The organism is Vibrio ulleungensis (assembly GCF_016900875.1).
Lineage (GTDB): Bacteria > Pseudomonadota > Gammaproteobacteria > Enterobacterales > Vibrionaceae > Vibrio > Vibrio ulleungensis.
This window is the reverse complement of sequence record NZ_JAFEUM010000006.1, coordinates 148419-162126: the sequence shown is the minus strand read 5'-3', so window position 1 is coordinate 162126 and position 13708 is coordinate 148419. Positions and strand designations below refer to the sequence as shown.

Genomic DNA, 13708 nt, shown 5'->3' with positions numbered 1-13708 from the left:
AGCAATTGGGCAGCTTTAAATTGCTATTACCATTACTATTAGTTGAAGTATACCTAGTAGCCACCATATTGTTGGCACTTTGGGGGCCTGTAAATTGGAACTTTAGCAATACAACTGAGTTGCTATTGTTACTAATGGGATACCATATCGCTTTTGTCATTGGTTACTTAGCTCATTTTGGGAAACTAGGAATTAAAGGTGAGGGTGAAGCAAGAAACCACACCATTTTTAACGCTTTAGTAGATAAATACTATTGGGGCATCATGTTGCTGGCGGCCATCGGATCAGTCATTTCATTTAAAAATGTCACGATGTCGAACACGCTTGTTTGGACAGACCTTTGGCAAGGCTTTAAGCTTGGGTTGTTCCAGCCATGGGAAGCTCGCTTCTTGTACGCAGAAAAACTGTTTTCTGGAGAGTACAAAGGCAACAAGATCCTTTCCGCCTCTTTAGTTTTATTTAGCATATTCAAATACTTACTAGTGCCTTTACTTGTGTATCGTTGGCCAGCACTTAGTAAAAGTAAAAAATTCGTAGGCGTGCTTATTGCCACCATTCCACTCATTGGCGGCATCATAATGAGTCTTAGCGCAATTAACTTTTATTACTTTTTTGTCATATTTATTTGCCTGTTAATTATTTTGCTTTCATTTGACCGAAAATCTTCCCAGGAACAAGATCGGGGGCTTTCTGGCCTTAGAAACAGGAAAGGCATTTTGGTGTCACTTGTATTCATTTTCCTATTTTCATTCTGGCAGTTTTATGCTGTGAAATCAGGAAGTTCTTTGTACACTATAACCGTCGAGAGTGAGAAGCCTGCAACGTTCGATTATTTGAGGGAGTATGGTGTCACGTTTGATCGAGATGTTGATGAGTACTATGGGGTCGGCTACGATTTTTATGAAAAAGTATCGATTTACATAGCGCAAGGCTACAAGGGTATGTCTATTTCCCTCTCTGAGCCATTTGAGTCGACCTATGGTGTTGGACATTCGGTATTCTTGCAGCGCGTTTTTGAAGACGATTTGGGATTCGACATTAGGGATAGAACCTATCAGCGTAAAATCACCGAGTCGTGGGATGAAAACATTTTTTGGCATTCTGCCTACAGCTACTTTGCCAATGACGTCTCATTTTATGGGGTAATTCTGGTGATGTTAGTGCTGGGCTACTATTTTTCGTATGTCGTCCATTTGGCGTTGAAAGATAATAATTTTATTGCAAAGGCACTGCTACCGCTGTTTGCAATTATGTTTTTGTATATGCCTGCCAATAATCAGGTGTTTAGTTTTTTGGAGTATATGTCTCCGTTTTGGGTTCTCACTAGCGTACTTTTACTTTTTTCAAATGCTAGAATGCATGCGCTAGTCAGAAGGTTGTCTTTTAAGTATATAGATAGGATTTCCTCAAATGGAATCAAACTCATTTAGTAATAAAATTTTGTTAATTACCGGTGGCACGGGCTCATTTGGTAATGCTGTCTTAGACCGTTTCCTCGAAACAGACATAAAAGAAATTCGTGTTTTTTCTCGTGATGAGAAAAAGCAGGACGACATGAGAAAAAAATACCAGAGCGATAAGCTCAAGTTTTACATAGGTGACGTCCGCGATTATCAAAGCATTTTGAATGCGACCAGAAATGTTGATTACATTTATCATGCGGCAGCTCTAAAGCAAGTGCCTTCGTGTGAATTCCACCCTTTGGAAGCAGTTAAAACAAACGTACTGGGTACAGAAAATGTTTTAGAGGCTGCCATTCAAAATGAAGTTAAGCGGGTCGTGTGTCTAAGTACCGACAAAGCCGTTTATCCAATCAATGCGATGGGTATTTCTAAAGCGATGATGGAAAAGGTCATGGTTGCCAAGTCTCGCAATGTAGACGACACCAAAACCGTCATATGTGGAACTCGTTACGGTAATGTGATGGCCTCTCGTGGCTCTGTCATTCCACTATTTTTACGTCAGATTATGGAAGGCACCCCTCTCACCATAACGGATGCGAACATGACGCGCTTTATGATGACGCTAAACGACGCTGTCGATTTGGTGTTACATGCCTTTGAAAATGGCGAGAATGGTGACATTTTTGTTCAAAAAGCCCCTGCAGCCACAATAGATGTATTGGTAAAAGCATTGCTCGAAATCACACACAAACCTGAGCACCCAATTAATATTATTGGTACGCGTCATGGTGAAAAACTGTACGAAGCATTATGCAGCCGTGAAGAAATGTTTGTTGCGAGAGACCAAGGTGACTATTACTGCATCCCTTCGGATAATCGCGACCTAAACTACACCAAGTTTAATGAAGAAGGTGAAAAGGACCTCTCTATTATTGAAGACTATAACTCTCACAATACAGAGCGATTGGATGTAGAAGGCATGGTAAAACTACTGCACAAGCTCGATTTCATTGCTGATATTGAAGCAGGCAGTGTTGTTGTCCCTGAGGGAGTTTAAATGAACATTATTGTTACTGGCTCAAAGGGATTCATTGGTAAAAATCTATGTGTCATGCTCAAAGAGCATGGCTATAAAGATATCGTCGAAATTGATCGTCACACGTCTGAAGATGAGTTAACACAGGCTCTTAAAAGTGCCGATTTTGTTTATCATTTAGCGGGGATCAATCGACCTAAAAATGACGATGAGTTTGAACAAGGCAATGCTGACTTAACGCGTTATATCACTGAAAAGTTAGTTGAATTTAATCGCAAAACGCCATTGGTACTAAGTTCCTCGACGCAAGCGGAGTTGAGCAATGCGTACGGACAAAGTAAACGTCGTGCTGAGAATGCCGTAGAGCAATATGGTGAAGCCACTCAAGCACCGTATTTCATTTATCGATTTCCGAATGTTTTTGGCAAATGGTGCCGCCCAAATTACAACTCATTTGTGGCCACTTTTTGCTACAACACGCTCAATGACATTGAGATAAATATTCATGATCCAAACGCTCCAGTGAGCTTGGTCTATATAGATGATGTTTGTCAGCAACTGATTGCGCTTCTTGAAAGCGGCACGGCATCGGGATTTAAAAAAATCGAGCCCGAATATGCCACAACGGTTGGTGAGGTAGCACAACTGCTATCGGCATTTAAAGAGAGCAGAAATAACCTAATTGTTGAAGATGTCGGTGTTGGACTAGAACGAGCACTCTACTCGACCTACATAAGTTATATGAAGCCAGGCCAATTTCACTATGCTGTGCCTAGTTATGGTGACGAACGCGGCGTTTTTAGCGAGATGCTAAAAACCAAGCACTCGGGACAGTTTTCTTTCTTTACCGCCCACCCGGGGATCACTCGTGGTGGACACTATCATCATAGTAAAAATGAAAAGTTTTTGGTGGTAAAGGGTCAAGCTCGGTTTAAATTTCAGCACATTGATACCGGTGAGTATTATGAACTGGATACCAACGACAAATCACTGCAAGTGGTTGAAACCGTACCGGGATGGACACACGACATTACCAATATTGGCGATGATGAAATGATCGTAATGTTGTGGGCAAACGAAGTATTCGACCGAGAAAATCCAGATACATTTGCACGCCCAATATCACAAGCTTAGAGAAAAATGATGAAAAAACTAAAAATCATGTCCGTTGTGGGGACTCGCCCAGAAATCATTCGATTGTCGCGAGTATTGGCCAAGCTAGACGAGCATTGTGAGCATGTAATTGTTCACACTGGGCAAAACTATGACTATGAACTTAACGAAGTTTTCTTTAATGATCTAGGGGTACGTAAACCCGATTACTTCCTCAACGCTGCGGGGAAAAATGCCGCCGAAACGATCGGTCAAGTGATCATTAAAGTGGATGAAGTGCTGCAAGAAATCCAACCAGAAGCCATGCTGGTTTTGGGAGACACCAACTCTTGCCTGTCTGCGCTGCCAGCAAAACGCCGCAAAATTCCTATTTTCCACATGGAAGCGGGTAATCGCTGCTTTGATCAGCGCGTACCAGAGGAAACCAACCGTCGCATTGTTGACCACATCTCTGACATCAACCTAACCTACAGCACAATTGCTCGGGACTACCTATTAGCAGAAGGCATCCCCGCGGATCGCGTGATTAAAACCGGCAGTCCGATGTTTGAAGTGCTAAATCACTACATGCCTCAAATTGATGGCTCCGACGTGTTGACTCGCTTAGGCCTAGAGCAAGAGCAGTTTTTTGTCGTCAGTGCGCACCGAGAAGAAAATGTAGATTCACCAGAGCAACTCAAAAAATTAGCCGACGCACTAAATAGCGTTGCTCAGCAGTACGATCTGCCGGTTATTGTATCGACCCACCCTAGAACACGAAATCGAATCGAAGCCCAGGGCATAACGTTTCATAAAAACATTCAATTGCTAAAACCGTTAGGGTTTCACGATTATAACCACCTTCAAAAAAACGCTAAGGCGGTATTATCAGACAGTGGAACTATCAACGAAGAAGCCTCTATCATGAACTTCCCAGCGCTGAACCTGCGTGAAGCTCATGAGCGCCCAGAGGGTATGGAAGAAGCTTTTGTAATGATGGTGGGACTTGAGACTGAGCGCGTACTTCAGGGTTTAACCATATTGGAGTCACAATCCAGAGGCAACACTCGCTCGATGCGAGCTGTCGCGGATTATTCTATGCCAAACGTATCTGACAAAGTGGTCCGTATTGTTCATTCTTATACCGATTATGTTAACCGTGTGGTTTGGAAAAAATACAGTTAAATGAAAATTCTTGTGGTAACACAGTACTTTTGGCCAGAAAACTTTCGGATCAACGATCTGGTACTGGCCTTAAGTGCGCAAGGACATGAAGTTACCGTCCTAACAGGTAAGCCTAACTACCCGGATGGGGTGGTATTTCCTGAATACCTTAAATCTCCGGAGAAATATCAGAACTATCACGGTGTCGAGATCGTGCGGGTTCCGCTGCTACCAAGAAAGAAAGGCAGCATTCGATTGCTGCTAAACTATTTGTCGTTTGCGGTTTTGGGCACAGTACTTGGCCGCAGACGACTCAAAGACCGATCGTTCGATGCGGTTTTTTGTTGCCAGCTAAGCCCCGTAACCGCAGCCCTTCCAGCTATAGCGTTAAAGAAGCAGCACAACATCCCGTTGGCCATGTGGTCTTTAGATTTGTGGCCCGAGTCACTTGAAGTTGTAGGTACCATCAAATCGAAAGGAGCCATCAACCTCGTTGGACGATTAGTATCGCATATTTATGGCCAATGCGACCTGATTTTGGCGCAGTCAGAAGAGTATTTAGCCGCAATAAGCAAACGTGACAAATCACAAACACCCACCGTTGTATTTCCAAACTGGGCCGAAGATATCTTTGCAACCAAACGCGCTCCAACCAACAATCGGATTTTTAGGATCCTATTTGCAGGGAACATTGGGGATGCGCAAGATTTTGACTCTATCGTCGAGTGTGCAAAGTTGGTGAAGCAGCATCAACTCAACGTATTGTTCGACATTGTTGGCGACGGCCGTAGACGAAAACAGTTAGAAAGAGAGATAAAGGATTTTGGTTTGCAAAGCATCATTAAATTGCACGGCCAGCATCCACTTGATGACATGCCAGAGTTTTACGCTAAAGCTGATGCCGCGCTGGTGACCCTCAAAAGCAACGATATTTTTTCTCTCACGATCCCTGGGAAAGTGCAATCTTACATGTTTGCCTCAATGCCCATATTAGGAATGATCGATGGCGCAGCCTCACACCTGATTTCGGATGCTAAATGTGGGTATGCGTGTGACTCTGGCGAGTACACGACTCTATTTGAAAATATAATTAAATTGAGCTCACTCGATGAAAAAGAGCGGCTGATGTTAGGCAACAATGGGTATCACTACGCCGATACACATTTTAATAAACAGCATTTGGTGTCAAAACTTGAAGGGGCTTTACAATCCCTGATCACCACCGAGGTACGCCCATAATGTCGATACTACTGACAGGCGCAACGGGCTTTATTGGCCGCCATTATATTGAACACAACCCGGTCTCGCGTATTGTTGTAAGAGAGCGATGTGACGACCTTAACCACATCGAACAACATGTTGTTGAAGATATGAGCCAATGCCCAGATGATGCGGCAATGTTCTCGGGGTGCGACACCGTTGTGTACTTGGCAGGTATCGCGCACAACGCGCTATCCAGTGCGTCCGATGCGCAAATTAGCCAAGTCAATCACCATGCGGTCATATCATTTGCACAACGCGCGGCTAAGCATGGGATAAAACGCTTCATCTTTTTAAGCTCAACCATTGTATATGGTGTAGGGGCTTCGGCTTTGCCTATTGATGAGAATACACCGGCTCATCCAACAGATGCTGCGGCAATGGCAAAGTATCACTGTGAGCGCGACTTACTGGCTTTGTCTGACAACAAGGTTATTGAAGTCGTGATTGTTCGCTCTCCTTTGGTGTACGGTGAAGGCGTAAAAGGCAACCTTGCACGCCTCATCAAGCTAGGAGCGCGAGTGCCAGTGCTACCCTTTGGCAGCAGCAAGGCGTTACGACATTACATTGACGTTAAAACATTGGTCAAAGCTCTTGACGGTTTTGCTCATTACGAACACGTGGATGGCGAAACGTATTTAGTAGCAGACAGCGAGCCGTTATCACTACCGCGACTCATTGATGTGCTTCTCGCGCCCGCTAATAAGACTGTTTTACACCTACCTGTCCCGGTAGGGCTGTTTAAAATGGCAGCAGGCTTAACCAACAATAAGCAAATGTATCAGCTGCTGTTTAATGATTTTGCTCTCGATACAAAAAAGTACACATCGCTATTAGAGCGCCAACAGGCCGATAGCTAAACGATGGTGTTTCATTTAAAATGCGAGCAGTTTTGTGTTGCATTAACCTTTTATTTAGGTCGATAACATTATGATTCGATTATTAGATTTTCTGGCTGCCTTCTTCGGACTGCTATTTTTGTGGCCCATTATGCTGGTTGTGACCATCGTAGGGTATTTTGACACTGGGTCTCCTATCTTTATTCAGGAGCGTGTGGGCAAAAACCAAAAGCCCTTTAAGTTAATCAAGTTTCGGACGATGCCCGTTTCTACAAAATCTGTGGCAAGTCATTTAGCCGGCGATGTCTCTATAACAAAACTCGGCGCAATACTCAGAAAGACAAAAATTGATGAGTTGCCACAGCTAATTAATGTACTTAAAGGCGAGATGAGTTTGGTCGGCCCTCGTCCTAATCTATTTAACCAGGAAGAGTTGATTCAAGAGCGCGAAGCATTAGGGGTGTATAACGTTCTCCCTGGTATCACCGGCTTAGCGCAAGTTCAAAACATTGACATGTCCACACCTGCGCGCCTAGCCAGCGTTGATAAGCAGATGATAGACACTTTAGACGTCAAAAAGTACGTCCAATATATACTAATGACAATAACAGGTAGCGGATCGGGCGATGCCGTTCGGTAAGAACAACTGACTGAGGTTAACTTTTGTTTTCTCTAAACTTTTTTTGGACGATGCCTAGGCCAGCAAAAAGGCTGGTAAGTGTCGCGATTGATGTGCTATTCATCTTTGCCTCATTTTGGTTCGCGTTTTACTCTCGAATGGGAACATTCGAACCTTATTGGTCGGACGATGAGTATTGGTATGTATTTGGCTCTGTTGCGTTTGCAACGATTTTAATTTTCATTAATACCGGTTTGTACCGCGCAATATTGCGCTTTTTAAGCATCAAAGCCATCATAATTGTGGGTTTTGGTGCGGCCGCCTCTGGTTTTTTACTGGTGCTGTTTTCATACTATTTCCAAGTATTCTTACCACGCTCTGTTCCTGTTATTTTCGCTGCATACCTTGTGACGTTGTGTGGCGGGACAAGACTTGTCGTTCGATTTTTGTTGTCTGACTTTTTGGCGATAGATCGGACACCTGTCATTATCTATGGTGCAGGTAAGTCTGGGCGTCAGCTGTACAATGTACTGCTACAAAGCGAAGAGTACCGCGTCGTTGCCTTTATTGATGATAATCGAAAAATACACAAAACAACGATCCAAGGTGTCACGGTATTTAGACGCAAATATTTGTCGCGCATTATAGAAAAACAACAAATTGAAAAAGTGTTGCTGGCGATGCCATCGGCAACGCGAGCCGAGCGCAAATCGGTAATTGAACTCCTGTCGGCCTACCCTGTTGAGGTGATGACTATACCCAACCTTGGGGACATCGTTAACGGGGATATTCAAATAGACCAACTCAAAGAGGTGGCGATTGAAGATCTACTTGGCCGCGAGCCCGTAGAGCCAAACCAGCAACTACTCATGAAAAACATAGCCGGTAAATCGGTGATGGTAACTGGCGCCGGCGGGTCGATTGGGTCGGAGTTATGCAGACAGATTGTAAAGCTGCAACCCACAACTCTGATCTTATTCGAAATCTCAGAGTTTTCTCTGTATAAGATTGACCACGAGCTTCGCCAGTTACACTTAGACGTAAATATTGTACCCATTATGGGCAACGTGCAAAACGAAGCGCGATTGGCGCAAGTAATGTCAGCGTTTAGCGTAGATACCATCTACCACGCGGCAGCGTATAAGCATGTCCCATTGGTAGAGTTTAATACTATTGAAGGCGTTCAAAACAATGTATTGGGCACCTATAGAACCGCCTGCGCAGCAATCAAAGCCAATGTGACCTCGTTTGTACTCATATCTACCGACAAAGCAGTCCGTCCAACCAACGTTATGGGAACAACCAAGCGTTTAGCCGAATTAGGATTACAGGCATTATCTCAGGGCTACCAAACAGAGCACAATACCTTGTTCTCCATGGTTCGGTTTGGCAATGTACTTGGATCGTCAGGGTCGGTAATTCCCCTATTTAAGTCGCAGATCGCCAATGGTGGCCCCGTCACCGTTACTCACAAGGACATTATTCGGTACTTCATGACCATCCCCGAAGCCGCCCAACTGGTAATTCAAGCGGGTGCAATGGGCAAAGGTGGGGATGTGTTTGTACTGGATATGGGAGAGCCGGTCAGAATTTCGGATTTAGCAAAAAACCTAATTCACTTATCTGGATTGGAAGTAAGAGATCAACATAATCCAGAAGGTGATATAGAAATTCACTACTCGGGCTTAAGACCCGGAGAAAAGCTCTACGAAGAGCTGCTCATCGGTGACTCGGTAAGTGAAACGTCGCACGATCGCATCATGACTGCACACGAAGTATCGATGAAGCAAGCTGAGTACGCTCAACTGCTGGATGCTATACAACAATGTGCCGAGCGCTATGACCAAGAAGAGTTGCGCAGCCTGATGCTCAACGCGCCAACAGGGTTTGCGCCGTCTAGTAACATAGGGGATCTTGTCTGGTTGCAAAAGGAAAAGAGAACAGTTAACGAGTTTCGTTGATATGGCTGCCTGTTAGGACCCGGACTTAACGAACAGTAACGAATGTGTGGTGAGCGCTGCTAAAATCAAGGGGACGTTGCTTTAGACCTTGATAGACTAACTAGCACTCACCATAGAAAAACCATATAAAGCATCTAACGTACGCCCGAGTACATCGTCAGTAAAATGGTGCGCTTCAATGTCTTTAGCGAGTAACTTGGCAACAGGCTTCGTCTCGAAGAAGTCAGAGAACATATGCAGCGTTCTGCTGTGAAAGCCAAGGCCGTTCAGAATCATTGCTAATGCTGCGTCGCGATGTGAGACGTTGTGATCCGAGTATTTTGGAAATGATGCGATCAATAATGCCTGGTAAACCGACTTCATGGCAGAAAGCAGTGTTCAAAACAGGGGATCGCGGTCAAGAGGTCTGTGCCACTACCATCTGTAAATGATCACTGGATCACACTATTTTAATTCCTGAATCGGATGCGGAATGACGGGTTAATCACTTTAGCCAACTAGCCACTGCAGAACACATTGGGGATCAAGCCGTTGGCAACAAACGGATATTGAAAAATTGTCGCGGTCTTGCCCTAGCAAACTCAATTCCGTTCATATTATTTACTCACGCCTAACCGCTCGCCTGCGTATGAGCCATCAAGCACTCTACGCCACCACGGCTTATTATTAAGGTACCATTCCACAGTTTTGCGGATCCCAGACTCAAACGTTTCCTCAGGTGTCCAAGCTAATTCACGCTCAATCTTTGAAGCATCTATGGCGTAACGTACATCGTGCCCTGGACGGTCGGTTACATAGGTAATGAGAGACTCGAAGCCACCAAGATTGCCGCCTGAGCGCGAATGAGGATTGTCGGGTACCAGCTCTTCAAGAATCGCACAAATGCTCTTCACAACGTCTATATTCGCTTTCTCGTTATGGCCACCAATGTTGTAGGTTTCTCCAACCTCACCTTCCTTTACAACTTTGTACAGTGCTCGAGCGTGATCTTCGACAAACAGCCAATCACGAATTTGCATACCATCACCGTATACAGGCAGCGCTTTGCCAGAGATCGCATTCAAAATCATTAATGGAATGAGTTTTTCGGGGAAATGATACGGGCCATAGTTATTTGAGCAATTGGTCACAATAGTCGGAAGGCCATAGGTGCGAAGCCATGCCCGAACCAAGTGGTCACTTGAGGCTTTAGAGGCTGAATAAGGGCTGGATGGTTGGTAGGAGGTCGTTTCTGTAAACAGATCGTCGGTACCTTCTAAGTCACCGTACACTTCGTCAGTAGAAATATGATGGAAGCGAAACATTTGCTTTGCCGTCTCTGGCAAGGTATTCCAGTAACAGCGAGTCGCCTCAAGCAGCGTGTAGGTTCCCACAATATTGGTTTCGATAAAAGCGGCAGGACCGTCAATTGACCGATCCACGTGAGATTCGGCTGCAAGATGCATAACAGCATCAGGTTGATGCTGCGCGAAAACTCTGTCTAATTCGGTGCGGTCACAAATATCGACTTGTTCAAATGAATAACGCTCGTTGGATGCGACATCGGTAAGCGATTCTAAATTGCCAGCGTAGGTCAATTTATCTACATTAATAACGCTATCGCGAGTATTTTCGATGACGTGACGTACAACAGCAGAGCCAATAAATCCGGCTCCGCCTGTGATTAAAATTTTCATGTTTAAATGTCTCTGGCCATAAATAGGTGTTAGAAGTATTAATATCAGTTAGTGTGCCGCTGACACAACAGGTGTCTTCACGTGAGCAATTAACAATACCTTTAGTAAATGCCCAAATACATGCGATCTCTTTGCCAAAAGAGAGTTTGTACGCATTCCCACCTGCGGCGGCTGTAATCCAATCTAAATTGGTGTGATATCTACAAATTTTTGACCATGAGAATCTTTTAATGAGGTATTTGGTTGTCCATGGTCAGTAATTGGCCAGTCGATCGCTAACTCTGTATCGTTCCACAAAATAGAAACTTCGTATTTGGGATTGTAATAGTCAGTGCATTTATAAACAAACTCAGCCTCTTCGCTGGTCACATAAAAACCATGGGCAAACCCTTCTGGAACCCACAATTGACGCTTATTCTCGGCGGAAAGGAACTCGCCTACCCACTGACCAAAGGTTGGCGAACCCTGGCGAATATCTACGGCAACATCAAAGACTTCGCCAGAAATGACCCGTACAAGTTTTCCTTGCGTATTCTTTGTTTGATAATGCAATCCCCTAAGCGTGCCTTTATTAGACTTGGAGTGATTATCTTGAACAAACCAAGTCGGCTTTCCTGTCACTAAGTCTTCAAATTTTTTCTGTTGCCAGGTCTCCATAAAGAAGCCGCGTTCATCACCAAATACACTTGGCTCTATAATTTTTACATCTGGAATTTTAGTATCAATGACTTTCATAATTATGACTTATACTCTTGAATGTTTTTTAATGCGCGAGTCCAGTTACTTGGCGCTATCCCAAAATTGGCTGAAATTTTTGAGCAATCCAAGCGCGAGTTTATAGGCCTCTTAGCCGGCGTGGGGTAAGCACTTGTTGGTATTGGCGTTAATTGAGGTGCCGTTAACACATTAGCGGCTTCTGCACCTTTAAAAATTTCTCTCGCAAATTCATACCAGCTCACGTGAGGCGCACCCGAAAAGTGATAAACACCCCAATCCACTTCGCCCTTTTGCTCAATAACCTCAATAATTCGAATTAACGCCGCCGCAATGTCGCCCGCATACGTGGGGCCGCCAACTTGGTCGCCAACGATAGTCAAACTGTCTCTAGATGCGCCAACTCTAAGCATAGTTTTTACAAAGTTGTTACCATGCTCTCCAAACACCCAAGCCGTTCTTAGAACAATGTGTTTTTCATTGGCCTTAGCCAGCGCCAACTCACCTGCAAGCTTAGTATCTCCGTAAACCCCGAGCGGCCCAGTTTCATCCCCTTCTTCGTACGGCTTACTTTTGTTTCCTGAAAAAACATAGTCTGTAGAAATGTGCAAAATCGTTGCATCTATAGATTTGGCTGCCTGCGCTAAAAATTGAGGGCCATCACGATTGACCGCATAACAAAGGTCCGGCTCTTGTTCGGCTTTGTCGACAGCGGTATGTGCTGCTGCATTAATCACGTAGTCGGGTTGGAACTCGTTTACCAAGTCAAAAACAGCGTCACGATGTGTAATATCGAGTTCAGATCTATCGACCGCCAACAACTCGGCCTTATTGGCAAGTTGGTTAACCAGACAACGTCCTACTTGCCCATTACACCCTGTTACTAATACCCGCATTGTTAGGAGTCCTTTACTAATCGCATTAAATACTGACCATAGTCGTTCTTCATCATCGGTTGTGCGAGACGGGTTAGCTCTTCTTTGGACAACCAACCATTATTGAAGGCGATCTCTTCTAAACAAGCGACTTTTAACCCTTGAACATTTTCGATCGTTTGCACGAACGAAGAAGCTTGATGAAGTGATTCATGAGTACCCGTATCGAGCCAGGCAAAACCACGCCCCAACAACTCAACATTCAATTGACCGTCATTCAAATACATTTCATTTAGCGTGGTGATTTCGAGCTCACCGCGCTCAGAAGGTTTGACTTGCTTTGCCATCTCAACAACACGCTTGTCGTAAAAATACAGCCCGGTCACTGCATAGTTAGATTTTGGCTGCGCTGGTTTTTCTTCAATAGAAATGGCTCGCATGGTGTCGTCAAATTCAACAACACCAAAACGCTCAGGGTCTTTCACCTGATAGCCAAATACCGTTGCGCCTTGCTTTTTGCTAGCTGCACGCTTTAGCGCGTCACTAAAGTGTTGACCATAGAAGATGTTATCCCCCAAGACTAAGCAGCAGTTGTCATCCCCAATAAACTCTTCCCCAATCAAAAAAGCTTGGGCAAGACCGTCTGGACTAGGCTGAACGGCGTAGTCTAGTTTGATGCCATAGTCGGAGCCATCCCCCAGTAGACGGACAAAGCTCTCTTTATCCTCTGGGGTCGTAATGATCAAAATTTCGCGGATGCCCGCGAGCATTAACGTTGAGATTGGATAATAAACCATAGGCTTATCGTAAAGAGGCAGAAGCTGCTTAGAGACTCCGCGTGTAATGGGGTACAGACGCGTGCCTGAACCGCCAGCAAGAACAATTCCTTTCATATTTTTTATTCACTCCAAAAGCCAGCGGATAACCAGGCATCCTGCACTCGTCTCCACCACTCTTCGTTGTTCAAGTTCCACTCTAAGGCTTTGCATGCAGGACGCAACAAGCGTCCCTTATTCTGACTTGAACAGCTAAACCATTCTTAGTGAAAGGTTTGATTATTGAGCTCATG

Annotated in this window: 12 protein-coding genes and 1 pseudogene; 8 read left to right on the top strand and 5 right to left on the bottom strand. The window is 44.5% G+C overall.

Going from position 1 to position 13708, the window contains the following annotated elements:
* Positions 1–5 precede the first annotated feature (5 nt).
* The 8 genes from JQC93_RS14990 (at position 6) to JQC93_RS14955 (ending at position 9374) form a co-directional block, all read left to right on the top strand.
* Entirely contained in the window at positions 6–1430 is a 1425-nt protein-coding gene (locus JQC93_RS14990; RefSeq protein ID WP_205159221.1) for a hypothetical protein, read from the top strand.
* The gene (locus JQC93_RS14985; protein ID WP_205159220.1) at positions 1411–2460 is read left to right on the top strand and encodes a polysaccharide biosynthesis protein; all 1050 of its coding nucleotides are present in this window, start codon (positions 1411–1413) and stop codon (positions 2458–2460) included. The genes JQC93_RS14990 and JQC93_RS14985 overlap by 20 nt, the downstream gene beginning before the upstream one ends.
* Positions 2461–3573, top strand: coding sequence for a UDP-2-acetamido-2,6-beta-L-arabino-hexul-4-ose reductase (wbjC, locus tag JQC93_RS14980; RefSeq protein WP_205159219.1), 1113 nt, complete (start codon positions 2461–2463; stop codon positions 3571–3573).
* Positions 3574–3582: 9 nt separating this feature from the next.
* Positions 3583–4716 (top strand): non-hydrolyzing UDP-N-acetylglucosamine 2-epimerase, encoded by a 1134-nt coding sequence (gene wecB / locus JQC93_RS14975; protein ID WP_205159218.1) that lies wholly within the window; start codon positions 3583–3585, stop codon positions 4714–4716.
* A complete protein-coding gene (locus JQC93_RS14970; protein WP_205159217.1) occupies positions 4717–5934 on the top strand; it encodes a glycosyltransferase family 4 protein in 1218 nt (405 codons plus the stop codon).
* A complete protein-coding gene (locus JQC93_RS14965) occupies positions 5934–6815 on the top strand; it encodes an NAD-dependent epimerase/dehydratase family protein (protein ID WP_205159216.1) in 882 nt (293 codons plus the stop codon). Before JQC93_RS14970 ends, JQC93_RS14965 begins: the two co-directional genes overlap by 1 nt.
* Positions 6816–6885: 70 nt before the next feature.
* Positions 6886–7434, top strand: a complete 549-nt coding sequence (locus JQC93_RS14960) for a sugar transferase (protein WP_205159215.1) — start codon at positions 6886–6888, stop codon at positions 7432–7434.
* 50 nt (positions 7435–7484) lie between these two features.
* Entirely contained in the window at positions 7485–9374 is a 1890-nt protein-coding gene (locus tag JQC93_RS14955; RefSeq protein ID WP_205159317.1) for a polysaccharide biosynthesis protein, read from the top strand.
* A 123-nt stretch (positions 9375–9497) separates the two neighbouring features.
* On the opposite strand, the pseudogene JQC93_RS14950 reads toward JQC93_RS14955, so the two are convergent.
* The 5 genes and pseudogenes from JQC93_RS14950 to rfbA all read right to left on the bottom strand — a co-directional run.
* Positions 9498–9756 (bottom strand): annotated as a pseudogene (locus JQC93_RS14950) (DUF4277 domain-containing protein); the annotation flags it as partial.
* Positions 9757–9970: 214 nt separating this feature from the next.
* On the bottom strand, positions 9971–11050 hold the full coding sequence (gene rfbB, locus JQC93_RS14945; RefSeq protein WP_205159214.1) for a dTDP-glucose 4,6-dehydratase: 1080 nt from the start codon (positions 11048–11050) through the stop codon (positions 9971–9973).
* A 183-nt stretch (positions 11051–11233) separates the two neighbouring features.
* The gene (gene rfbC / locus JQC93_RS14940) at positions 11234–11785 is read right to left on the bottom strand and encodes a dTDP-4-dehydrorhamnose 3,5-epimerase (RefSeq protein ID WP_205159213.1); all 552 of its coding nucleotides are present in this window, start codon (positions 11783–11785) and stop codon (positions 11234–11236) included.
* 2 nt (positions 11786–11787) lie between these two features.
* Positions 11788–12660, bottom strand: a complete 873-nt coding sequence (gene rfbD / locus JQC93_RS14935; protein WP_205159212.1) for a dTDP-4-dehydrorhamnose reductase — start codon at positions 12658–12660, stop codon at positions 11788–11790.
* Between the two features lie 2 nt (positions 12661–12662).
* On the bottom strand, positions 12663–13532 hold the full coding sequence (gene rfbA, locus JQC93_RS14930; RefSeq protein ID WP_205159211.1) for a glucose-1-phosphate thymidylyltransferase RfbA: 870 nt from the start codon (positions 13530–13532) through the stop codon (positions 12663–12665).
* Between the last annotated feature and the right edge of the window lie 176 nt (positions 13533–13708).